The organism is Halopelagius longus (genome assembly GCF_900100875.1).
Lineage (GTDB): Archaea > Halobacteriota > Halobacteria > Halobacteriales > Haloferacaceae > Halopelagius > Halopelagius longus.
On sequence record NZ_FNKQ01000003.1, the window covers coordinates 144823 to 167298 of the forward strand.

A 22476-nucleotide genomic window follows, 5' to 3' on the forward strand; every position below is an offset into this window, starting at 1 on the left:
CGAGAGTCCGTTCCGTCGTGGCGCTGCTCTCTATCTTCGCGACGGCGATTCTCCCCATCGTCACCGTGGGCGCGGTCGGATTCGTCCTCGGGCGCGCGACGGGCGTCGAGACGGACTCGCTGAACACCGTCGTCGTCTACGTCCTCGCGCCGGCGCTCGTCTTCCACAGTCTCGCCACCACCTCCCTCGCGCGTTCGACGTTGGTCGAAGTCGTCGTCGCGGTGACCGCCTACCACCTCGTGATGATTCTGCTCGCGGAGGGTGCGGGCCGCCTGTTCGGCGAACGCGACCCGCTTTTGAGCGCACTCGTCCTCGTCGCGGCGTTCCCCAACTCCGGCAACTACGGCATCCCCGTCTCGAACTTCGCGTTCGGGAGCACCGGGCGTTCGACGGCGGTGCTGTTTCTCTCGGTACAGAGCGTCCTCATCTACACGCTCGGCGTCTACATCGCCTCCCGCGGCGGCGGCGACTCCGGCCTCGAAGGCGTCAAGCGGGTGTTCACGATTCCGCTGGTGTACGCCGTCGTCGCCGCCTTGCTGGCGCGGTGGGCGGGCGTCGTCCCCCCGGCGGGGTCGACGGCGATGGAGACGCTGAAACTCGTCGGCGACTCCTCGATTCCGCTGATGCTTCTCATCCTCGGCGTCCAACTGTCGAAGACGGACGTGGGCTCTACGCTCTCGGAGGTGGGCGTCGTGACGGTGCTGAAGATGGCCGCCGCCCCGGCGGTGGGCGTCGCAGTCGCCCTCGTCGTCGGGTTCGCCGACCCCGACGTCGGCCGGACGTTCGTCTTGGAGTGCGCCATGCCCGCCGCCGTGACGCCTCTCATCCTCGTCGGCGAGTTCGCGGAGGGCGACGTCTCCGGCGTCCCCGTCGCGGAGTTCGTCTCCACCGCCGTCTTCGTGACGACGCTGGTCAGCGTTCCGACGCTGACGCTCACCATCGCGCTCCTCGAATCGGGCATCGTCCTGTAGCCCCGCGGTCCGATTCGCTCCCGGACCACCGTGCGCCGCCTTCCCGAACCCGCCGGAACTCGCCACGGTTTTGTTCCGACCGCACAACCGTCAGGTATGACCATCGGATTCATCGGCGGCAGCGGTATCTACGAGGCCCTGCCCCTGCAGGAGACGCGCGAAATCGACGTCGAGACGCCGTACGGCGACCCCTCCGCGCCCGCCGTCGTCGGCGAGTTCGGCGACACCGGGCGCGAAATCGTCTTCCTCCCGCGGCACGGCCCGGACCACCAGCACTCGCCGACGACGCTCCCGTACCGCGCGAACGTCTACGCCCTGAAGAAACTGGGCGTGACGCACGTCATCGCGAGCAACGCCGTCGGCAGTCTCCGCGAGGACCTGCCGCCGCAGACCCTCGTGATTCCGGACCAGATTTACGACCGGACGAAGCACCGCGACCTGACGTTCTTCGACGAGGGCGTCGTCGTCCACCAACCGTTCGCGGAACCGTACTGCCCCGAACTCGCCGACGTGATAGCCGACGCCGCCGAGGACGCCGCGGACGCCGACGTGGTGCGCGGCGGGACGTACGTCTGCATCGAGGGGCCGCAGTACTCCACGCGCGCCGAGAGCGAGTTCTACCGCCAGCAGGGGTGGGACGTCGTCGGCATGACCACCATCCCGGAGGCGAAACTCGCCCGCGAGGCGGAGATGTCCTACGCGACGGTGACGGGCGTCACCGACTACGACGTCTGGAAGGAAGAGTCGGAGGTCACCCTCGAAGAGGTGTTGGAGAACGCCGCCGAAAACGAGACGGCCATCAAGGAGACGGTGGAGGCGGCCATCCGCGCCCTCCCCGAGGACCACGAGTGCGACTGCCACTCCTCGCTCGAAGGGACGATAAACACCCCCGACGACGCCATCCCCGAGGAGACGAAGGCGGAGTTAGACCCCCTCATCGGCGAGTACGTCGAGTAATCGACGCTCGGTGCGGGCGACGAACCGTTGGGGCGAACCAAAAGTACTTTACTCTCGTTTAGGCTTGCCTAAAGCGATATGACGGACGCGCCTACGCGACGGACGTACCTTCGACGAACCGCCGCACTCGCCGGTGCCGGCCTGGTGGCCGGGTGTACGGGCGAGGGAACCGGCGATTCGACCGACGCGCCCGAGACGGACGGGGGCGACGCGGCGACGGGGACGAGCGAATCGACCACCGGGAAAGGCGGAGCGTCGCACTCGGCGTCGATGAAGCCGATGGGGACCGTCGAGTTCGACGGCGTCCCCGAACGCGTCTTCACCGTCTTCCCGCAGTACGCCGACATGGCGGTCGCTCTCGGACACGGGGAGAAGGTCAACTCGGTGTACGTCCCGGAGATGTCCGGGACGACGATGAACCACTACTACCACCACTTAGACGGCGTCTCCTTCGAGTGGGAGGGGCTGTCGGACCCCCTGAGCGAGGGCCTCCGCAAGGAACTGCTCTTCGAACTCGACAGCGACGTCCACCTCACGGACCCGGCGTGGGCGTCGACGCAGGACAACTGGGACTCCGCCGACGTGGAGGAGGTGGCCTCCCAAATCGGCCCGTGGTTCGGTAACTTCTTCAGCGGGACGCACGCGGCCCCGCCCGAGGGGTACGACTACGAGTACTACACGCTCTGGGACCTGTTCGGCAACGTCGCCGACGTGTTTCAGGAGCGAGAGAGGTACGAGGCGCTGGCGTCCGTCCACGAGGAACTCGTCTCCACCATCGAGGAGTCGCTTCCCCCGAAGGAGGAGCGTCCGACGGCGGTCCGCGTCACTCTCGCGGCCGAGAGCGACTCGTTCTACACGTACCACCTCAACAAGCCGGGCTACTGGCTGGCCGACACCCGCCCCCTCGGCGCGAACGACGCGTTCGCGGAGAAAGACTGGGGGAGCCTCTGGGGGACGGTGGACTACGAGACGATGCTGGAGGCCGACCCCGACGTCATCCTCCACCTGTGGGGGATGACGCCCAACTACAACATGGAGGACACGCTGGCGTCGCTTCGGGACCACCCCGTCGGCAGCCAACTGACCGCCGTGCAGAACGACCGGGTGTACCCCGCGGGGATGCGCTATCAGGGCCCCATCATGAACCTGTTCCAGATAGAGATGGGCGCGAAGCAACTGTACCCCGATATCTTCGGCGAGTGGCCGGGCTACACGAACGGCGAACCGTACCCGGACGTGCCCGAAGGCGAACGGCTGTTCGACCGACAACGCGTCGCCGACATCGTCAACGGCGACTTCTAAAAGGGAGTCGGAGCGGAGAACTCAGTCCGCTATCGCTTCGACCGCCTCGTCTTCGTCCTCGTCGCCGCCGTCCGCGGCGTCTTCGTCCTCGATAGCGTCGGGGTCCTGCACCCACAGGTCGCCGAACAGGTCGTCCTGTTGGAGGCGCACGGTTCCGCGGTGCGAGAGGAACAGAAGCGAGAGGTACGTCGTCACGGGCGTCTCCGTGGCCGTCCGAATCTCACGGTAGAGCACCTCCGCGCGTCCGTTGTCGTACTGCTCTCTGAGCACCGACTCCACCTGCGCTATCGAGGACTCGATGTCCTCGGTGTGGGCGGTGTCCGTGACGTCCGCCGCCGACGGTTCGTCCTCGTCGCGGAAGTCGTCGGCGCTCCGGTAATCGAGCGTCTGCGTGCCGCGCTGGTATCCCCGGGGGGAGTCGGAGGTGTCGTACTCCCGGCGGCGCTTCCACCACGACCCGCGTTCCGCGTCGCGGAGTTCGCGGACGAGTTCGTCAAGCGTCTCCGGCGACCCGCGGGCGTGCTTCCGGTCGAGGCGGCGGTCCATCTCCTCCTCTAAGGCGTCCACCGGGTCGAATCCGGGGGCGTTTCCCTCGTCGCCGCCGGCCATCGCGCCGTCGGGGCCCTCCAAGGCGGCCTCCCACGGTTCGAGTTCCTCCTCGGGTTCCTCGTCCGGTTCGAGCAAGGCGTCGCTCTTCATCCGCAGGAGGACCGCGGCGTAGAACAACGCCCGCCCGGAGGTGCGGAGGTCAGTCGAGTCCAGTCGGTCGAGGAACGCGTCCGTCACGTCCACCACGTCAATGTCCCACGGGTCTATCTCGCCCTCTTCCGCGAGTTGGACCAGCAGTTCGACCGGTTCGACCTCCTCCGCGTCCTCGTCGGGGGCGTCGACGCCCTCCGGCATCACTTCGTCGCGCGGGTCAGTCATCCGCCGGGACCTCCTGTTCGGCGTCGGGTCCGTCGCCGCCGTCGCCGCCGTCACCGCTGTCGCCCTCACCGCCGTCGCCGTCGTCGTCCGGACCCTCCACGTCGTCGCCGTCTCCGAGTTGGATGCCGGTGACCGCGCTGACGTTGTCGCCCTGCATCGTCACGCCGATGGCGCGTTCGGAGCGTTCCAACAGCGCAGAGCGGTGCGAGACGACGACGAACTGCGCTCGACCGGCCAAGTCGTCGACCATCTGGCCGACTCGTTCGGCGTTTGCGGCGTCGAGGAACGCGTCTACCTCGTCCAGCGCGTAGAACGGCGCGGGATTGTGCCGCTGGATGGCGAAGATGAAGGCCAAGGCGGTCAGGGACTTCTCGCCGCCGGACATGGCGTTGAGGCGCTGGATGGGCTTGTCGCCCGGTTGCGCCTTCATCGTCAGGCCGTCCTCGAAGGGGTCCTCGGGGTTTTCGAGGTGGAGTTCGCCCGTCCCGTCGGAGAGCCGTTCGAATATCTCGGTGAAGTTCTCGTTGATGGCGTCGAACGCCTCCATGAACGTCGCCTTCTTCTGGGACTCGAAGCGGTCGATGCGCTCTGCGATGGCGTCTCGCTCCTCGACCAGCACGTCGCGGCGTTCCTGCAGGTCTTCGAGGTCCGACTTCACGTCGTCGTACTCGTCGATGGCGAGCATGTTCACCGGTTCCAGCGCCTCCATCTTCTCGGTCAGACGCTCGATGTTCGACTCCACCTCGTCGTGGTCGGGAATCTCCTCGGGATCGTACTCGCCGACTTCCGCCGCGAGTTCGTCTATCTCCCACTCCAGACGCTCGGCGCTCTCGCGCAGGTTCTCGAGGGCGGATTCGACGCGCTCGACCTTCTCCTTCTGCTCGTCGCGTTCGGATTTGGCCTCGCGGAGCTCGCCCTGCAGTTCGCGGCGGTCCTCCTTCAGTTCGGCCAGTTCCTCTTCGAGTTCTTCGACCGCTTCGCGCTTCTCTTCGAGGATCGACTCCTGTTCGTCGATTTCGGACTCCTTCTCCGCGATGACCTCCCGGGCGTCGGCCTTCTTCTCTTGGGCCGCCTCGACCGTCTCGTTGAGGTCCTCGACGGCGTCTTCGGCGTAGTCCTTCTCCAGTTGGAGCTCGTTCAGGCGGCCGTCCAGCTCGTCCATCCGGTCTTCGAGGTCGGAGATGTCGGCGCGAATCTCGTCGGCCTGCGAGGTGAGCTCCGGAATCTTCGAGTCGGCGAGTTCGGCTTCGAGGTCGTCTATCTCGGCTTCGACCTCCTCCATCTCCGCCTCGCGTTCGTCTATCTCCTCGTCGAGCTCCCGCATCTCCTCGTCTACGGACTCGCGTTCCTCGCGGAGCTCTTCGAGCCTCTCTTCGAGGCTCTCGATTTCGGATTCGGCCTCCTCGACTTCGGATTCGGCCCGTTCGATGTCGGCTTCGACCGAGCGAACCCGGTCGTTCGCGTCGGCCAGCTTCTCGCGGGCGTCGTCGATGTCGTTCTCCACGTCGCGGAGTTCGTCTTGGAGCGCCTGCCGGTCGTCCTCCAGCGAGGAAATCTCCTCGGCGAGGCGTTCGAGGCGGCCCTTCCCGGACTTCGAGAAGGAGTAGCGCGACCCGCCGCCGGACCCGCCGGTCATCGCGCCGGACCGCTCGACCAAGTCGCCGTCGAGGGTCACCATGCGGTAATCGCCCATGAACTGCCGCGCCGTCTCCATGTCCTCGACGACCAGCGTCGACCCGAGGACGTACGAGAAGACGGGTTCGTACTCCGCGTCGTACTCCACGAGGTTGCGCGCGAAGCCCACGACGCCGGGGTCGTTCGGCTTGTTCGGGAGGCCCCGGTCGTCCATCTTCGTGATGGGCAGGAACGTCGCGCGACCGGCGTTTCGGGACTTGAGGTAGTCGATACACGAGGACCCGACGCCGTCGTCGTCGACGACGACGTGCGCGAGTCGGCCGCCCGCGGCCGTCTCGCAGGCCGTGGCGTACTCCCCGGTGACGGAGCCGAGCTGGCCGACGGTGCCGTGGACGCCGGAGAGACCGGCGTTCAGTATCGTCGTCACCGACCGCGGCCACGAGTTGTCGCCGTCGCGCCCGGCCTTCGTCTCCAGTTCGGCGTACTGCGACTGCTTGCGTTGCAGTTCGTCGGCCACCTCGCTGAGTTCGTCTTTGACGTCCGCCCGTTCCTCTTTGAGGTCCTCGACGACGCCGCGAATCTTCTCGCGGTTCTTCTCGGCCTTGTCGAGCTCCGAGTGGAGGTCCGAGAGCGTCGCCTTCAGGTCCGGCAGCCGCTCTTTGGCCTCCTCGACCTTCTCTTGGGTCTCGGTTATCTCGTTGGAGCGGCGGCGCGTGTCGTCGAGCAGTCGGTCCTTCTCGCGTTGGAGGTCGTTCTTCGCCGTCTTCAGCTCCTCCAGTCGCTCCTTGCGGTCTTCGAGTTCCGCCTTGAGTTCGTCGAACTCGGTGTCGACGCTCGCAATCTCGGCTTTCACCTCGGCCAGTTCCGTCTCCTTCGACTGTACGTCGGATTTGACCGAGGCCTTCTCGACTTTGACCGACCGGATGTCGCCTTCGAGGTCGTCTATCTTCTCCTGTTTGCGGTCGAGTTCGACGAACGCCTTGCGACGCTCGTTCTCGGCGTCCTCGATGCGCTCCTCGGCGTTCTCGATTGCCGTTTCGAGGCGAGTTATCTCGCCTTTGACCTCCTCTATCTCGGATTTGATGCGGAGCTGTTCGTCTTCGCCCTTCCGCTCTATCTCCCGAGTGAGGTCGTCGAGTTCCTCCTCCAGACGGGTGACGCGACCCTGCCGTTGGTCGAGTTCCTCCCGGAGGTCTTCGAGGTCCGTCTCCTTCTTCTCGGCGCGCTTCTTCGTCCGTTCGAGGTCGGCGCGCTTGTCTTCGAGTTCGGCGGCCTTCAGGTAGCCTTCGTACTCCTCTCTCTCGTCGCGGAGCGACTTGTACTCCAACGCCGTCTCGCGTTCGTCTTCGAGTTGGTCGAGGCGCGTCTCCTTCTCCTCGATTCGGAGGTCGGCCTCGTCGATTCGCTCTTCGACCGCCTCCAACTCCTCGAAGGCGTCCTCCTTCTTCGCGTCGAACTCGGCGACGCCCGCGATTTCGTCGATGATGCCCCGCCGCTGGTAGGGGGTCATGTTGATAATCTCGGTCACGTCGCCCTGCATGACGACGTTGTACCCCTCCGGGGTGATGCCCGCCTGCGAGAGGAGGTCTTGGATGTCCGAGAGGTTACAGGAGCGACCGTTGAGGTAGTAGTACGAGTAGTAGTTGTCGTCCGTCTCCTTGACGCGCCGCTTGACGCGTATCTCGGAGACGTCGCCGACGTTGTCGCTTCCGGCGGCGTTGACCACCTGCGAGCGGTCGAGTTTGCCGTCGGAGTTGTCGAGGACGACGGTGACGCTCGCCTCTCTGGGGCCCGACGACTCGCCGTCGCTCTCGTCCGCGTGACCGGGGTTGTAGATGAGGTCGGTCAGTTTTTCGGCCCTGATTCCCCGCGTCCGCGCGAGGCCGAGGGCGAACAGAACGCCGTCAATGATGTTCGACTTGCCGGAGCCGTTCGGACCGGTGACTACCGTGAAGTCCTCGTAGAACGGGATTCGGGTCTTCCGCCCGAAACTCTTGAAACCGTCAAGGACGAGCTCTTTGATATGCATGGGTTGCTCGCGAGGGACGGAGCACCCAGTTACGCGACGATGATGTCCGAATCGTCGGTGGTGTCCGCCTCGTCTTCACTCTGGCCCTCGTCCGACTTATCCTCGTCGTCTGCGGCGTCGGCGGCGGTGTCAGCGTCGGCGGTGACGCCGAGTTCCTCGGCGTCCGCGTCGATGAAGTCGGCGTCGGTCCCCGGATTATCCGACGTCTCCGACCGCGATTCCGTCTGGGCGGGCGACTCGCCCGGTTTCGCGTTCGCCTTCGACTGGGGCTGAGACTGCGACTGCGACTGAGGCTGAGACTGCGACTGCTGACTCGACTCCGCGGGTTCGGGGTCGGCGGACCCTTCGGACGGCGACCCGTGGCCGACGGGCCGCGTGCCCGTGCTCAGGTCCACTTCGACTTGGTCCTCGAGCAGTCGAACGCGCTCTTTCGTCTCCACCAACTCCTCCGTCAGGCCGTTGACGGCGGCCTGTAGTTCCGCAACCTTAGATTCGAGTTCCTCCACCCTGTTACTCATGTGTGCATACCCCGTCGGAGGTCACATAAACGTACGTCAGACACGTAGACGCAACTTGACAGTTCTTGTCTGCGCGGCGACGAATCAGCGAAGGTGACGGTCGAGGAACGCCTCCGTCCACGCCAGCGTCCAGTCGAACTGTTCGAGGTGAACGTCGTGGCCCGCACCCTCCGCGACGACGCACTCCGCGGTGCCCGCCGACGCTTCGAGGCCGTCGTAGAACAGTTCCGACGCCATCGAGGGCGTCACGTCGTCCTCCGCGCCGTGCAGGAGGAGAATCGGCGAGGCGTCGTCCGACCCCGCGTTTCGGAGGTGTGTCGAGGGCGAGGCGAGTTCGTACGCCTCGGGCACCTCCGACCGCGACCCGCCGAGGAGCGACCGTATCGACTCCCGTTCGGGGGTGTGCTCGAAGTTGTAGAGTCCGGCGACGCCGACGGTGGCGGCGAGGGCGTCGGCCGGTCCCTCGCCGTCGAACGACGCCTCACCGACGAGGTGGTCAGGGTCCGGCGCCAGTTCGGGGCGCCCGGGCGTGAGGGCGGCGAGGACGGCGAGGTGCGCGCCGGCGGCGTGGCCGAACGCGCCGACCCGGTTCGGGTCGAGGCCCGCCCGGTCCGCGTTCGCTCGGAGCCAGCGAATCGCCGCCTTCACGTCCCGAATCTGCGCGGGGAAGGCGGCCTCGTCGCTGCCGCGGTACTCGACGGCGGCGCAGGCGAACCCCCGTTCGGCGAGGGCGAGACCGAACCGCGACAGGTCGTCTCTGTCGCCGTCGCGCCACTCGCCGCCGTAGACGAGGACGACCACCGCCCGGCGGGCGTCGGCGGCGTCGCCGCGGGGCGGTACCGGCCGGTACAGGTCGAGGTGGAGCGTTCGCTCCGGCGGCGACGCGAACGGCACCGCCCGGAGCACCTCGACTGCGGCACCCGCGCCGAGAGAGTCGCGCATCGGAACGCGAATCGTCGCCCGCGGGACAACTAGCTTGCGCTTCGACGCAGTTCGGCGCGAGTCTCGGCCGATGCGTACGGAGCGTTGGCCAACCACCGAGAGCGAGGAGAGGACTCTTCGCCGTGTCGCCCGAAACGTACGTATGCAGACGGCAACCGACGGCGGCCCGATGGCGGCGGCGTACCGGTGGCTGCACGGATTCTGGAAGTACTACCGGAGGTACACCCACACCGCGATTCACACGGCTTCGGCCGCGGCACTCACCGGGTTCGGACTGCTCATCTTCATCGATCCGCTCTTCGTGGCGCTGGCTATCGCCGCGTACGTCTGTCCGCCCCTCGTCCTGTACGGTCTCGGCGTCGACGTCGGGGAAGAGTCGGACTCGTCTTCGGAGACCGCCGTCCGAGCCGAGTCGCGGACGGACGCGGACGGCCACTCGGACGCCGGTTCCGACGGCGATTCGGATACGGACTCGGATAGCGACGGCGGGGACGGCGATTCGGACGGACCCGACGCGGACGCCGACGGGGTTGACACCGACACGGACGGGTCGGACACCGACACCGATACGGACGGGTGACCGCCGCCCCGCGACGAGTCCCGTTAGTCTTTAGCCGCGTGCCGTCAAATCCCGCGTAATGACCGCGAAGGCGCTCCAACAGCGCGAACTCGCCACCGTCATCGGGTTGGAGGTCCACGTCCAACTCGAAACGGACACCAAGATTTTCTGCGGGTGTTCGACCGACGCGGCGGAGGACGAAGAACCGAACACGCGGACGTGCCCCGTCTGTCTGGGTCTGCCGGGCGCGCTTCCCGTGCTGAACGAAGGTGCCGTTGAGGCGGCGGTGAAGGTCGGCAAGGCGTTAGACGCCGACATCGCCGAGCACACTCGCTTCCACCGGAAGAACTACTACTACCCCGACCTGCCGAAGAACTTCCAGATCACGCAGTACGACGCGCCCATCTGCTCGGACGGCCACCTCGAAGTGTCCGTCGAGGGGACGCGCCGCGAAATCGGCGTCGAACGCGCCCACCTCGAAGAGGACCCCGGAAGCCTCCAGCACAAGGGCGGCAGCATCGACACGGCGGACTACACGCTCGTCAACTACAACCGCGCGGGCACGCCCCTGATGGAGATCGTGACGAAGCCCGACTTCCGGAGTCCGAAGGAGGTCCGCGGCTTCCTCGCGAAGTTGGAGGAGGTCCTCGAGTATCTGGGCGTCTTCGACGCGACGCGCGACGGGTCGCTCCGCATCGACGCGAACATCTCGATGGTGCCCGCCGACGAGATGGGCGAGGACGGCTCTCTGACCGAGGAGACCCTCGAAGCGGCCAACCGCACCGAGGTGAAGAACATCTCCAGTCACAAGGGCGCGGAGAAGGCCCTCGCCTACGAGGTAACCCGGCAGAAGAACGCCATCGAACGCGGACGCGCCGTCGAACAGGAGACGCGCCACTGGGACGAGACGCGCGGCATCACCGTCTCCATGCGGTCGAAGGAAGAGGAGAAGGACTACCGCTACTTCCGCGAGGCGGACCTACCGCCCCTCGAAGTCGCAGACTGGAAACAGAAGATATCGATTCCGGAACTGCCCGACGCCCGCCGCGACCGGTTCGAGGAGGAGTACGGCTTAGACGCCGAGTCCGCCTCGAAGCTCACTTCCACGAAGGAAGTCGCGGACTTCTTCGAGGAAGTCGCCGAGGCGTACGACGCCGACCTAGCCGCGACGTGGGTCGCCGACAACCTACTCGGCGAACTCAACTACCGCGATATGGCTATCACGGACGTCGACGACAGACTCGACGAGTTCACCCGACTGGTCGAACTCGTGGACGCGGGCGACATCACGACGAAGAACGCCGAGGAGATAGTCCTCCGAAAGATGCTCGACGAGGGGGCGCACCCCGACGACGTCATCGAGTCCGAGGGCCTCGGGAAGGCCGACGAGGACGAAGTCGAAGTCGCCGTCGGCGAGGCCATAGAGGAAAACCCCGACGCGGTGGAAGACTACTACGAGGGCGAGGGCGGCGCGATAAACTTCCTCGTCGGACAGGTCATGCAGAAGACGGGCGGAAGCGCCGACCCCGGCGCGGTGAACCAGATGCTCCGCGACCGGTTAGACGAGTGAGATAGCCGTCGCTCCGGGGTGTCGCGGTTCGGCGGCGACGCGGGCGCGGACGCGGAAGACGGCGAGACTGCGTCCGGTGACGTTGACAAGACGCTTTGCGTCTCGTCCGCCAACCAGAACGCGAAGCGTTCTGGTGACGCCGACCCCTCAGACGCCTTCGTTTCGGTGGTGGTAGACGAACCGTTCGATGCTGACAAACGCCGTCTCGCCGCAGGCCGAACAGGAGTTCGGCGCGCGAAAGTCCGCCGAGTCCCCCGTTCCCTCCGGCGTGCCGGCGAAGATTGCGTGGCAGTTCGTGCAGACGAATCGCTCCGGCAGATCTGGACTGTGTGCCATGCGACATCATCCGTCGGAGACGGGTTGACGTTTTTGTGCGGCCGAGGTTACAGTCCCGCGTCCGGACCGGTTCGACGGAGGACGGCGACGACGAGAAGAGTCAGTCGTCGGTGGGCGACTCCGCGACGCCGTCGTCGTCCGCGTGCGGTGCGTCGTCGCGCACGTCGCCGGGCGCGTCGGTATTGACGACTGCGGTGCGCCACTCGCCGCGGAGGAACCACGCGACGCCGACGACGAAGGTGACGACGCCCGAAAGCGAGAGCGCCCACCAGAGTCCGGTGACGCCCCACGAGAGGGCGTACGCGAGGACGAACGCCGCGGGGAACCGAACGACCCACCGCGAGACGATAGAGAGGCCCATCGACACGCGAGTCCGGCCCGCCCCGCGGAACGCCCCTTGGACGACCATCAGACCGCCGAGGAACGCCCAGAAGGGGGCGACTATCCGAAGCATCACGACGCCCGCCTCGACGACGGCGGCGTCGTCGATGAACACCCGCACGAACGTCGCCGGGAACGCCCAGACGACGCCGCCGACGAGGAACAGGACGGCCATCGTCCCCGCCGTCGCCTTCCACGTCACCTCCGCGGCGCGGTCGGGTTTCTCCGCGCCGAGGTTCTGGCCGACGCCCGTGGCCGCCGCCTGCCCGACGGCCCCGGAGACGGTCCACGAGACGGACATGAGGCGCAGACCGATGCCGTACGCGGCGGTGGCGACGGCCCCGAACCGCGCGACGAGTGCGGCGAGAGCGACAGCGGCGAAACTCCGCGCGAGGCCGTCCAGCGTCGCCGGGTAGCCCACGTCCACGAGTTTCCGGAGGAGGGAGGAGTCGGGTCGTAAGTCGGTGATTCGGAGGCGGACCCCCCACCCGCCGTGGAGGAGGACGGCGACGCCCGTGCCCGCGGCGACGAGGCGGGCGATGAGGGTGGCTACGGCCGCCCCGCGCGTCCCCATCGGGTCGACGAACGGACCCCACCCGAGGATGAAAATCGGGTCGACGACGACGTTGAGGCCCGCGCTGACGACGACCAACCACATCGCCGTCCGGGTGTCGCCCGCCCCGCGGAGGACCGCCCGGAAGGCGAAAAAGAGGAACGTGAACGGGAGCGTCACGAACAACACCTCGGCGTACGCGAGCGCTTCCGCGTAGACGCGCCCCTGCGCGCCGATGAGCGTCAAGAGGGGGTGTCTGCCGAGGTAGCCGACGATTCCGAGGGCGACGCCGACGCCGACCGCGAGGAGGACCGTCTGGCCGACGACGCGTTCCGCGGCCCTGTCGTCGCCCGCGCCGACGTGTTGGGAGACGAGGGCGACGGCCGCCGCGGTGACGCCCATGGCGACGGAGACGAACATCCACGCCGTCGGGAACATCAGAGAGACCGCAGCGACGGCTTCCGGCCCGACGCGCCCCACCCAGAACATATCCGCGAGGTTGTAAAACGTCTGGAGGAGGTTCCCCGCGACGAGGGGCCACGACAGCGAGAACAGCTTGGGCGTTATCGCGCCCGTCGTCACGTCGATTCGGTTCTCTCGTCCGGACACGGGTGTACTCCGTGCCGTCGAGTGGGAGGCGTGAGCACGTAGGAGTTGGGGGTCGCCCGGGGGTTCCGGTACGCGAGTGCGGGAACTACCGTCTCGCGTGTGCGCGCGAGGCGCGTCGCGCCCGGCGCGCACGCCCGTTCTCGCGCGCACGCCGTCGCTGTCGGCCGATTCCGTCGGGTTCGGCGCGAAAGGTTTAGGCCGCCCCCTCACATATCGCCGCCCGATGAGCAACGGCCCGGAACTGATAATCACGGAGAAGGACAACGCCGCTCGGCGTATCGCCGACATCCTGAGCGGCGAGTCCGCGGAGGCCGAGCGGGTCAACGGGGTGAACGTCTACAAGTGGGGCGGCAAACGCTGCATCGGGTTGTCGGGCCACGTCGTCGGCGTCGACTTCCCGCCGGAGTACAACGACTGGCGAGACGTAGAGCCGGTCGAACTCATCGACGCACCCGTCGATAAGCACCCGACGCAGGAGAACATCGTCGCCGCGTTGCGCCGCCTCGCGCGGCGCGCCCGCCGAGTCGTCATCGCGACCGACTACGACCGCGAGGGCGAACTCATCGGCAAGGAGGCGTACGAACTCGTCCGCGACGTCAACGAGGACGTGCCCGTAGACCGGGTTCGCTTCTCCTCCATCACCGACCGCGAGGTGACGGAGGCGTTCGAGAACCCCGACGAACTGGACTTCGACCTCGCGGCCGCGGGCGAGGCGCGGCAGATAATCGACTTGGTGTGGGGGGCGGCGCTGACGCGCTTCCTCTCGCTTTCGGCCCGCCAACTCGGCGACGACTTCATCTCCGTCGGCCGGGTGCAGGGGCCGACGCTGAAGTTGATCGTAGACCGCGAACGCGAGATAGACGCGTTCGACCCCGAGGACTACTGGGAACTGTTCGCCGACTTGGAGAAAGAAGGGCAGGGCTTCGAGTCGCAGTACTTCTATCTGGACGAGGACGGCAACGAGGCCGAACGCGTCTGGGACGGCGACGACGCCGAGTCCGCCTACGAGACGCTCGAAGAGGTGTCGGCGGCGACGGTGGAGTCGGTCCGCCGCCGGACGCGGACCGACGACCCGCCCGCGCCGTTCAACACCACGCAGTTCATCCGCGCGGCGGGCTCTATCGGCTACTCCGCCCAGCGAGCGATGAGCATCGCGGAGGACCTCTACACCGCCGGGTACATGACGTACCCCCGGACGGACAACACCGTCTACCCGGAGGATTTAGACCCCGAGGAACTCCTCTCGGAGTTCAGCGGCCACCGGACGTTCGGCGACGACGCGGACTCGTTGCTCGAACAGGAGGAGATAGAACCGACCGCCGGCGACAACGAGACGACGGACCACCCGCCGATTCACCCGACGGGCGAACTCCCCTCTCCCTCCGACCTCTCGGAGGACGAGTGGGAGGTGTACGAACTCGTCGTCCGCCGGTTCTTCGCGACGGTTGCGGAGTCCGCCGAGTGGGAGCATCTCCGCGTCGTCGCGGACGCCGGCGGCCTCTCGCTGAAGGCCAACGGCAAGCGTCTCGTGAAAGAGGGCTACCACGCCGTCTACCCGTACTTCAACTCCAGCGAGTCGTTCGTCCCCGACGTCGAGGAGGGCGAGGAACTCGCGGTGACGGACACCCGAATCGAGGCCAAACAGACCCAACCGCCGCGGCGATACGGGCAGTCGCGCCTCATCGAGACGATGGAGAAGATGGGCATCGGGACGAAGGCGACGCGACACGACGTCATCCAGAAACTGTACGACCGCGGCTACATCGAGAGCGACCCGCCGAAACCGACGCGACTGGCGCGGTCGGTCGTCGAGGCCGGCGAGGAGTTCGCGGAACTCATCGTGAGCGAGGAGATGACCGCCCAACTGGAACAGGACATGCAGGCCATCGCGCGGGGCGAAGCCACCTTAGAGGAGGTGACAGACGAGTCCCGCGACATCCTCGAAGACGTCTTCGAGGGGCTGATGTCCTCGGGCGAGGAGGTGGGCAAACACCTCCAAGAGTCGCTGAAAGCCGACAAGACGGTCGGAACCTGTCCCGAGTGCGGCGGCGACTTGGTCGTCCGAAAGAGCAGACACGGGTCGTACTTCATCGGCTGTGACTCCTATCCGGACTGCACCTACACCCTCCCGCTTCCGTCCACCGGCAAGCCCCTCATCATGGACGAGTCCTGCGACGAACACGAGCTCAACCACGTGAAGATGCTCGCCGGTCGGAAGACGTTCGTCCACGGCTGTCCGCTCTGTAAGGCCGAGGAGGCTGACGAACAGGAGGACTTGGTCATCGGCACCTGTCCCGAATGTGGGGAGGAACACGGCGGCGAACTCGCCATCAAGCGCCTCCGCTCGGGGTCGCGCCTCGTCGGTTGTACGCGCTACCCCGACTGCGACTACTCGCTTCCCCTCCCGCGGCGGGGCGACGTGGAGGTCACGGACGACTCCTGCGAGGAACACGACCTGCCGAAGATACGCATCACCTACGACGGCGACAGGGAACCGTGGGACCTCGGCTGTCCCATCTGCAACTACCGCGAGTACCAAGCCCAACAGAACGGCTCGGAGCTCGAGGCCGTGAAAGGTATCGGCGAGAAGACGGCGGAGAAACTCCAAGACGCCGGTATCGGCGACGTGAGCGCGCTGAAGGAAGCCGAACCCGACGCCCTCGCTGACGCGGTGGACGGCGTCGGACCCGACACGGTTCGGGAGTGGCAGGCGAACGCGGACTGAAACCCACCTTTTACGCTGTACGGGCGCGGCGATGCCGCGCCTCACTCGGTGAAAGTAGTTTAGAGAAGGACGGATGCCATCGCAACGCATCCGACTCGCTCATCCGCGCCATTTTTAACGCCTCCGGGGAGAAGTAGGTCCAATGACCGGGCCATGGACGGAATGGGACCACGTCTTGAAGGTAGACCCCGACAAGGACCTCGTGGAGGGCGAGACGTTCGAGGACGTCTGCGCCACCGGAACTGACGCCATCGAAATCGGCGGCACGTTGGACATCACGACGGAGAAGATGCAACGCGTCGTCGACGCGTGTGCGAAGTACGACGTGCCCTTGTATCAGGAACCGTCGAACCCCGGCGTCGTCATCGAGTCGGATCACCTCGACGGCTACCTCATCCCGACGGTGTTCAACGCCGACTCGTCGTTTTGGGTCACCGGCGCGCACAAGGAGTGGGTCCGAATCGACGGCCCCCTCGACTGGGAACGCACGACCACCGAGGCGTACATCGTTCTGAACCCCGAAGCGTCCGTCGCGGAGTTGACGGAGGCAGACACCGAACAGAGCGCAGACGACGTCGCCTCCTTCGCCGCCGTCGCCGAGAAGATGTTCGGACAGGAGATAATCTACGTCGAGTACTCCGGCATGTTCGGCGACACGGAGAAAGTCGCCGCCGCGCAGGACGCTCTCGACGATTCGACGCTGTTCTACGGCGGCGGCATCCGCGACTACGACGCGGCCTACGAGATGGGCAAGCACGCCGACACCATCGTCGTCGGCGACCTCCTCCACGACGAGGGCGTCGACGCCGTCCGCGAGACGGTCGAAGGCGTCAACGACGCCCACGCGGAACAACTCGAAGCCGAGTGAGCGGTCTCTTTCTCCGCTAACTCCGCGGACCCTCGCGTCCGTAAACGCCGTTTACGAACGGCGTCAGTCGCGAACGCCGCGGTTCGGTGCGGGGGACGCGGAAGACGCAGAAGACGCAGTAGGGGATCGAACGTCGCCGTCCCGTCGGTCGTCGTCGCCTCTCGGGGACAACCGCCCGCCGAGAACCGACGCGCCGACGGCGACTGCGAGGAACGAGACGGCCGCACTCGCGGGTCCGCCGAGAATCGGAACGGCGGCGACGACGCCGCCGAGGACGTGTCCGACGGTCCCGACCGCGACTGCGAGCGAGGACGTTCGAGCGAACGCGCCGTCGCGGGCTATCTCGCTCGTCGTTGCGACGAGACCCGGGCCGAGCGAACCGCGTCGCGCCACGGCGACGAGGACCGCGAGAGAGAGGTAGCCCGCGGCGATTTCGAGGGCGACGACGGCGAGGAGACCGACGAACAAGTCCAGACCCGGAAGCACGCCGCGTCGGAGGTCCGAGAAGAGATAGGGCGCGGTCAGACGCGCGCGGTCGAACCCGACGGCGAACCGGAGGACGACCAGTCCGGGGAGGTGAAGCGGAACCGCCGCGAGGGTCGCCCGGCCGCCGTCGAGGAGGAGGCCGTCCCACCCCTCGAACGTCGGAAGGGCCGTCTCGGACTCGGCCGCGGAGCGAACGGCGCGGACGGCGTACCCGACGAGGGGGATCCAGAGTACGGGCGCGATTGCGGACCCGAGCGTGAGCAACGATCCGACGATTACCGTCTCTGTTCGGCGTTCCGCGGTCGATAGCGACTCCATCGCGACGTCGAGGGTGTGTCTCATCGTGGCCCGGAGTGGTCCCGTCTCCGCATATAAACCTCCGCGCGGCGGGCGGCGACGACCGGCGGCGGAGGCGGACGCGCCGAAGTGTGCTTAGCACTCTCACTCCGAGGTGAAACGACCGTTTTTAAGACTCGCCGGCGGAAATCCGGACACATGCAGAACCGAACGTACACGGCAGACGCCGAACCCGGCGACGCGGTGACCGTCGCGGGGTGGGTCCACGAGGTCCGCGACCTCGGCGGCATCGCATTCCTCATCCTCCGCGACAAGAGCGGGAAGATTCAGGTCAAGTTCGAGAAAGACGAGATGGACGAGGAACTCGTCGAGACGGGTCTCGGCGTCCACCGCGAGAGCGTCATCTCCGTCACGGGCGAGGTGAAAGAGGAACCCCGCGCGCCGACGGACGTGGAAGTCGTTCCCGAGTCTATCGACGTCCTCGCGGAGGCGGACACGGAACTCCCCCTCGACCCCTCGGGGAAGGTGGACGCGGAACTCTCTACTCGGCTCGACAACCGAACGCTCGACCTCCGCAAGGAGGAAGTGAAGGCAGTCTTCGAGATTCGCGCGGAGATTCTGCGGTCGGTCCGGAACGCCTTCCGCGAACTCGGCTGCACCGAGATCAACACGCCGAAGATAGTCGCCACCGGGACGGAGGGCGGCACCGAGCTGTTCCCCATCACGTACTTCGGCGAGGAGGCGTTCATGAACCAGTCGCCGCAGCTGTTCAAGCAGCTGATGATCGGCTCCGGTCTCGAACGCGTCTTCGAGGTCGGTCCCATCTTCCGCGCGGAGGAACACAACACGCCGCGGCACCTGAACGAAGCCACCTCCATCGACTTCGAGTCCGCGTTCTTCGACCACACCGAGGCGATGGACGCCTGCGAGTACGTCGTGAAGGCCGCCTACGAGGGCGTCGCCGAGAACTGCCAACAGCGGCTCGAAGCGCTCGGCATCGCCGACGACTTCGAGGTGCCCGAGGGCGAGTTCCCCCGCCTCACCTACGAGGAGGCCATCGAGCGAATCAACGCGACAGGCGAACTCGACGAGCAACTCGTCTGGGGCGACGACCTGCCGACCGAGGGCGAACGCGCACTCGGCGAGGACGTCGGGGAACACTACTTCATCACCGACTGGCCCTCCGAGATAAAGCCGTTCTACATCAAGGACCACGACGACGACGAACAGCTCTCGACGGGGTTCGACATGATGCACCCGCGCATGGAACTCGTCTCCGGCGGGCAGCGTGAACACCGCTACGAACACCTCGTGGAAGGCTTCGAACAGCAGGGTCTCGACCCCGAGTCGTTCGACTACTACACGAAGATGTTCAAGTACGGGATGCCCCCGCACGCCGGATGGGGCCTCGGCGGCGAACGCCTCGTCATGACGATGCTCGGTCTGGACAACATCCGAGAAGCCGTGTTGTTCCCGCGAGACCGACAGCGGCTGTCGCCGTAGGCGACGCCGCGGATACGAGCGTGGGAACAGCGAGCAAATCTCCGATTTGCGAGTGAGTTCCCGCGGGACAGACAACGCCAGAGCCCGTAGGCGAAGGCGTCGGGAGCCGTCGAACGCTCATCTTCAGTCGAGCGACTTCCGGTAGAAGAGAATCTCGAACGACTCGTCCGCCACTCGAACGCGGTCCCGCAGGACTTCCTCGAACGAGTTGCGTTCGTAGAGATGCCGGGCGCCGACCTGTTTCGGCGTCGTATCGAGAACGATGTCGGAGAAGCCTCGTTGCCGCGCGCGGCGTTCGAGTTCCTCGTACACCCGTTGTCCGTACCCGCGACGCTGGTGGTCGGGGGCGACGCGCATCCGCTTGAGTTCCGCCGTCGTCTCGGGCAGGTCGTCGAGGAAATCGGTGACGTACCCCTCCGCCGAGCGGAACGCACCCATCGCGACGATTCGGCCGTCCGCCTCGCCGACGAGGAACTCACCGCCTCCGTCGAGGTACGCCCCCCGGACGTCTTCGAGGTCCAGGTCGGGGACACCTTCGACGAAGGATCCGACGTCGCGCATCGCCTCCTCGTGGAGTTCGAGAACGCGGTCGTGGTCTTCGGGTCGGTAGCGTCTGAGGCGCAGCGGCGGGGACATATCGGGAGGTGACCCGCCCGCGTAATCGGTTTTTCGCGCACATCGTCGCGTCCCGCGGCACTCCGCGGCCGTGTCACTCTTGCACGCAGCGGCCCTCGTTCCGGTACAATGAGCGACGCACCTCCGCCGTCGAATCCGGACCTCTCGGAGACGGTTCTCGACGAAGTGGCGGGACACAGAGAGACGGTTCTCGTGGGCGATATCGTCGTCCTCGTGGAACAGTACGACGAGGCGTACGCCGACGAGAGAGGCGTCCCCGTGGACCGCCTCGTCGCGTACGTCGAGAACCTCGCTCGCAACGGCTACGACTTCGACCCCGACGGCGTGCGCGAGGGACTGGACGGGAAGGCGGTCGATTCCGACACCTTCGCCGGGACCGACGCGGTGTACTGGGTCGGCGAGGACCGCGTCAGCGCGTTCCCGCCGCGGTGGCACGACGAACTCGACGGAGAGACCGACGTCGTCCGGTACGTCGAGGTGATGCTCGCCGACATAGACGACTCCGAGTCCGCGTTCGACCACGGCGGCGCGGGAAGCGGCATCCCCGTACCGGACTTGGTGAACGCCGTCAACGCCATGAGCGACATGACGCGAGAGCAGGTGTCGAGCGAGATAAATCGCCTCCACGACGAGGGCGTCTTCGAGGAGGACACAGAGCAGCATCCGGAGGCGCGGGTTCGGTTGGTCGGGCAGGGCGACCGAGAAGACGTGAGCGGGCGGTAAGAGAACGAAACGGCGCGAGGGGCGATGCGCGGAGGCGAGACGCCGCCGAACCGCCGTTGCTCGCGCCGACTTCGAAGCGTACCAGACATAACGTTCGGGGGGTCAATAGCAGACGATGACCGACGAGGCGACGGCGTTCGTCCCCGGACACGTGACGGGGTTCTTCAGCGCGCACCCGGACGAGGACCCGGCTGTCGCGGGGTCCCGCGGCGCGGGCGTGACGCTCACCGACGGGGTTCGCGTGACGGTTCGGCGGGACGAACGCGGAGGCGACGACGGCAGGACGGAAACCGACCCGGAGGCGGGCGCGGCGACGCGGCAGGTGCGCTCCGCCGCCGTGACGTTGAACGGCGAACGCGTCGGGGTGGCCCCCGTCGGAGGCGTCCTCGACGCACTCGGCGTGGACGAGGGCCGGGTGAGCGTCGCGGCGGAGACGCCGCTTCCCGTCGGCGCGGGGTTCGGCGTCAGCGGTGCCGTCGCGTTGGGCGTCGCGTTCGGGGCGAACGTCCTGTTCGGGCGCGGGCGCTCGGAGAACGAACTCGTGACCGTCGCCCACCGCGCGGAGGTGGAGGCCGGGACGGGCCTCGGCGACGTGGTGGCGCAGGCCCGCGGCGGCCTCCCCATCCGCCTCGACCCCGGCGCGCCGGGGCACGGCGCGTTGGACGGCATCCCCGAACGCCCGCGCGTCGAGTACGTCACCTTCGGCGAACTCTCGACGGCGGCGGTGCTCTCCGGCGACACGACTGCGCTCACCGCCGCGGGGGAGTCGGCGCTCGAAGACCTGCGCGAGGAACCCACCGCCTCGCGGATGGTCGCCCTCTCGCGGCGGTTCGCCCGCGAGGCCGGACTGCTCACCGACCGGGTGGCCGACGCCATCGACGACGTGCGGGCGGCGGGCGGCGACGCGTCGATGGCGATGCTCGGCGAGACGGTGTTCGCGTTCGGCACCGGCCTCTCGGACGCCGGGTACGACCCCGAGGTGTGCGACGTTCACACCGCGGGCGCGGGACTCCTGCCGGGGGAGTGAGCCGTCTCGCCGCCGAGTGGCGACGACCCGACCGCCGAGGACGCATCGCCTCGTTTTTCACCGCTTCGAACCAATCACCGGCAATGAGCGACATCGAGATTCCCGAGAGCCACCCGCGGTATCAGTCGCTCCTGACGCGACACCGCATCGAGGAAGGGGTGGAGAAGGGCATCACGAGCAAGCAGGGCCTCATCGCGGAGGGGCGCGGCGAGGCGTTCGACTACCTCCTCGGGGAGCGAACGCATCCGGCGGCCGACGAGGCGGAACGCGCGGCGGCGGCGCATCTCCTCCTCGCAGAGCACCCGGTCCTCTCTGTGAACGGCAACGTCGCCGCACTCGTCCCCGGCGAGATGGTCGAACTCGCGGCGGCGGTTGACGCCGACGTGGAGGTGAACCTGTTCAATCGGACGGAGGAGCGACTCGAAGCCATCGCGGACCACCTCCGCGACCACGGCGCGACGGAGGTGAAGGGACTCGCCGCGGACGGTCGGATTCCGGGACTCGACCACGAACGCGCGAAGGTGGACGCCGACGGCATCGGCGCGGCGGACGTGGTGTTGGTGCCCCTGGAGGACGGCGACAGGGCGGAGGCACTCGGCGCGATGGGGAAGACGGAGATAGTGATAGACCTCAACCCCCTCTCGCGGTCCGCACAGACCGCGGCGGTGCCCGTCGTGGACAACATCATGCGGGCGATTCCGAACATCACCGCGCACGCGCGAGACTTGCGCGACGCCCCCCGCGAGGAGTTGGAGCGAATCGTCGCCGAGTTCGACGCCGACGGCGCCCTCGCGGCGGCGGAGGAGGCGATTCGGAGCGGTTCGCTGGACGACGCGAAGACGGAGACGGAGATGGACGCGGAGTCGGACGCCGAGACGAAGGCGGACGCGGACGCAGAGGCGGCGCGGACGGACAACTGAGG

General features: G+C 67.0%; 19 protein-coding genes. 11 read left to right on the forward strand and 8 right to left on the reverse strand.

All coding sequences use genetic code 11. The features are described 5' to 3' along the window. Nucleotides 1-17: 17 nt before the first annotated feature. The 3 genes from BLS11_RS11445 (at nt 18) to BLS11_RS11455 (ending at nt 3230) form a co-directional block, all read left to right on the forward strand. Nucleotides 18-971, forward strand: a complete 954-nt coding sequence (locus tag BLS11_RS11445) for an AEC family transporter (RefSeq protein WP_092537579.1) — start codon at nt 18-20, stop codon at nt 969-971. 96 nt (nt 972-1067) lie between these two features. Further along, on the forward strand, nt 1068-1928 hold the full coding sequence (mtnP, locus tag BLS11_RS11450) for an S-methyl-5'-thioadenosine phosphorylase (protein ID WP_092537581.1): 861 nt from the start codon (nt 1068-1070) through the stop codon (nt 1926-1928). 78 nt (nt 1929-2006) lie between these two features. Further along, the gene (locus BLS11_RS11455; RefSeq protein WP_092537584.1) at nt 2007-3230 is read left to right on the forward strand and encodes an ABC transporter substrate-binding protein; all 1224 of its coding nucleotides are present in this window, start codon (nt 2007-2009) and stop codon (nt 3228-3230) included. Between the two features lie 21 nt (nt 3231-3251). On the opposite strand, the gene BLS11_RS11460 is transcribed toward BLS11_RS11455, so the two are convergent. The 4 genes from BLS11_RS11460 to BLS11_RS11475 form a co-directional block, all read right to left on the reverse strand. After that, a complete protein-coding gene (locus BLS11_RS11460; protein WP_092538581.1) occupies nt 3252-4157 on the reverse strand; it encodes a segregation/condensation protein A in 906 nt (301 codons plus the stop codon). Further along, nucleotides 4150-7821 carry a chromosome segregation protein SMC gene (smc, locus tag BLS11_RS11465; RefSeq protein ID WP_092537586.1) on the reverse strand — a complete coding sequence of 1224 codons (3672 nt, stop codon included), beginning with the start codon at nt 7819-7821 and terminating at the stop codon, nt 4150-4152. Before smc ends, BLS11_RS11460 begins: the two co-directional genes overlap by 8 nt. A 29-nt stretch (nt 7822-7850) precedes the next feature. Next, a complete protein-coding gene (locus tag BLS11_RS11470; RefSeq protein WP_175454440.1) occupies nt 7851-8339 on the reverse strand; it encodes a DUF7518 family protein in 489 nt (162 codons plus the stop codon). 84 nt (nt 8340-8423) lie between these two features. Further along, nucleotides 8424-9281 carry an alpha/beta hydrolase gene (locus BLS11_RS11475; protein WP_092537588.1) on the reverse strand — a complete coding sequence of 286 codons (858 nt, stop codon included), beginning with the start codon at nt 9279-9281 and terminating at the stop codon, nt 8424-8426. A 142-nt stretch (nt 9282-9423) separates the two neighbouring features. Between BLS11_RS11475 and BLS11_RS11480 the strand changes: the two genes are divergently transcribed. Then, nucleotides 9424-9861: a hypothetical protein gene (locus BLS11_RS11480; RefSeq protein WP_217629015.1), complete on the forward strand. Its 438-nt coding sequence runs from the start codon at nt 9424-9426 to the stop codon at nt 9859-9861. Nucleotides 9862-9919: 58 nt separating this feature from the next. After that, the gene (gatB, locus tag BLS11_RS11485) at nt 9920-11410 is read left to right on the forward strand and encodes an Asp-tRNA(Asn)/Glu-tRNA(Gln) amidotransferase subunit GatB (protein ID WP_092537590.1); all 1491 of its coding nucleotides are present in this window, start codon (nt 9920-9922) and stop codon (nt 11408-11410) included. A gap of 147 nt (nt 11411-11557) precedes the next feature. On the opposite strand, the gene BLS11_RS11490 is transcribed toward gatB, so the two are convergent. Both BLS11_RS11490 and BLS11_RS11495 read right to left on the reverse strand, forming a co-directional pair. Beyond that, nucleotides 11558-11746 (reverse strand): hypothetical protein, encoded by a 189-nt coding sequence (locus tag BLS11_RS11490; RefSeq protein ID WP_092537592.1) that lies wholly within the window; start codon nt 11744-11746, stop codon nt 11558-11560. Nucleotides 11747-11846: 100 nt separating this feature from the next. After that, entirely contained in the window at nt 11847-13289 is a 1443-nt protein-coding gene (locus tag BLS11_RS11495; protein ID WP_175454441.1) for an MATE family efflux transporter, read from the reverse strand. 223 nt (nt 13290-13512) lie between these two features. Between BLS11_RS11495 and BLS11_RS11500 the strand changes: the two genes are divergently transcribed. Continuing rightward, entirely contained in the window at nt 13513-16014 is a 2502-nt protein-coding gene (locus BLS11_RS11500) for a DNA topoisomerase I (RefSeq protein WP_092537594.1), read from the forward strand. Nucleotides 16015-16156: 142 nt separating this feature from the next. Beyond that, nucleotides 16157-16882, forward strand: a complete 726-nt coding sequence (locus BLS11_RS11505) for a phosphoglycerol geranylgeranyltransferase (RefSeq protein ID WP_092537596.1) — start codon at nt 16157-16159, stop codon at nt 16880-16882. Nucleotides 16883-16945: 63 nt separating this feature from the next. Here the strand turns inward: BLS11_RS11505 and BLS11_RS11510 are convergent, their stop codons facing one another. Continuing rightward, on the reverse strand, nt 16946-17710 hold the full coding sequence (locus tag BLS11_RS11510) for a DUF4013 domain-containing protein (protein ID WP_092537598.1): 765 nt from the start codon (nt 17708-17710) through the stop codon (nt 16946-16948). Nucleotides 17711-17863: 153 nt separating this feature from the next. Between BLS11_RS11510 and aspS the strand changes: the two genes are divergently transcribed. Then, complete coding sequence (gene aspS / locus BLS11_RS11515) at nt 17864-19168, forward strand: aspartate--tRNA(Asn) ligase (RefSeq protein ID WP_092537600.1); 1305 nt, start codon at nt 17864-17866, stop codon at nt 19166-19168. A 123-nt stretch (nt 19169-19291) separates the two neighbouring features. Here the strand turns inward: aspS and BLS11_RS11520 are convergent, their stop codons facing one another. After that, nucleotides 19292-19804 carry a GNAT family N-acetyltransferase gene (locus tag BLS11_RS11520; RefSeq protein ID WP_092537602.1) on the reverse strand — a complete coding sequence of 171 codons (513 nt, stop codon included), beginning with the start codon at nt 19802-19804 and terminating at the stop codon, nt 19292-19294. Nucleotides 19805-19912: 108 nt separating this feature from the next. Between BLS11_RS11520 and BLS11_RS11525 the strand changes: the two genes are divergently transcribed. The 3 genes from BLS11_RS11525 to BLS11_RS11535 all read left to right on the forward strand — a co-directional run bounded on the left by BLS11_RS11525 (nt 19913) and on the right by BLS11_RS11535 (nt 22474). Next, the gene (locus tag BLS11_RS11525; protein ID WP_092537604.1) at nt 19913-20527 is read left to right on the forward strand and encodes a hypothetical protein; all 615 of its coding nucleotides are present in this window, start codon (nt 19913-19915) and stop codon (nt 20525-20527) included. Between the two features lie 115 nt (nt 20528-20642). Continuing rightward, nucleotides 20643-21554, forward strand: a complete 912-nt coding sequence (locus BLS11_RS11530; protein WP_092537606.1) for a pantoate kinase — start codon at nt 20643-20645, stop codon at nt 21552-21554. An 83-nt stretch (nt 21555-21637) separates the two neighbouring features. Continuing rightward, nucleotides 21638-22474, forward strand: coding sequence for a 4-phosphopantoate--beta-alanine ligase (locus BLS11_RS11535; RefSeq protein WP_092537608.1), 837 nt, complete (start codon nt 21638-21640; stop codon nt 22472-22474). Nucleotides 22475-22476: the final 2 nt, after the last annotated feature.

Coding starts and splice junctions, on each gene's coding strand:
- BLS11_RS11535 (WP_092537608.1), top strand. CDS start 21,638: ATGAGCGACATCGAGATTCCCGAGAGCCACCCGCGGTATCAGTCGCTC.
- BLS11_RS11520 (WP_092537602.1), bottom strand. CDS start 19,804: ATGTCCCCGCCGCTGCGCCTCAGACGCTACCGACCCGAAGACCACGAC.
- gatB (WP_092537590.1), top strand. CDS start 9,920: ATGACCGCGAAGGCGCTCCAACAGCGCGAACTCGCCACCGTCATCGGG.
- BLS11_RS11490 (WP_092537592.1), bottom strand. CDS start 11,746: ATGGCACACAGTCCAGATCTGCCGGAGCGATTCGTCTGCACGAACTGC.
- BLS11_RS11455 (WP_092537584.1), top strand. CDS start 2,007: ATGACGGACGCGCCTACGCGACGGACGTACCTTCGACGAACCGCCGCA.
- smc (WP_092537586.1), bottom strand. CDS start 7,821: ATGCATATCAAAGAGCTCGTCCTTGACGGTTTCAAGAGTTTCGGGCGG.
- BLS11_RS11470 (WP_175454440.1), bottom strand. CDS start 8,339: ATGAGTAACAGGGTGGAGGAACTCGAATCTAAGGTTGCGGAACTACAG.
- BLS11_RS11460 (WP_092538581.1), bottom strand. CDS start 4,157: ATGACTGACCCGCGCGACGAAGTGATGCCGGAGGGCGTCGACGCCCCC.
- aspS (WP_092537600.1), top strand. CDS start 17,864: ATGCAGAACCGAACGTACACGGCAGACGCCGAACCCGGCGACGCGGTG.
- BLS11_RS11530 (WP_092537606.1), top strand. CDS start 20,643: ATGACCGACGAGGCGACGGCGTTCGTCCCCGGACACGTGACGGGGTTC.
- BLS11_RS11475 (WP_092537588.1), bottom strand. CDS start 9,281: ATGCGCGACTCTCTCGGCGCGGGTGCCGCAGTCGAGGTGCTCCGGGCG.
- BLS11_RS11480 (WP_217629015.1), top strand. CDS start 9,424: ATGCAGACGGCAACCGACGGCGGCCCGATGGCGGCGGCGTACCGGTGG.
- BLS11_RS11505 (WP_092537596.1), top strand. CDS start 16,157: ATGACCGGGCCATGGACGGAATGGGACCACGTCTTGAAGGTAGACCCC.
- BLS11_RS11500 (WP_092537594.1), top strand. CDS start 13,513: ATGAGCAACGGCCCGGAACTGATAATCACGGAGAAGGACAACGCCGCT.
- mtnP (WP_092537581.1), top strand. CDS start 1,068: ATGACCATCGGATTCATCGGCGGCAGCGGTATCTACGAGGCCCTGCCC.
- BLS11_RS11525 (WP_092537604.1), top strand. CDS start 19,913: ATGAGCGACGCACCTCCGCCGTCGAATCCGGACCTCTCGGAGACGGTT.
- BLS11_RS11510 (WP_092537598.1), bottom strand. CDS start 17,710: ATGAGACACACCCTCGACGTCGCGATGGAGTCGCTATCGACCGCGGAA.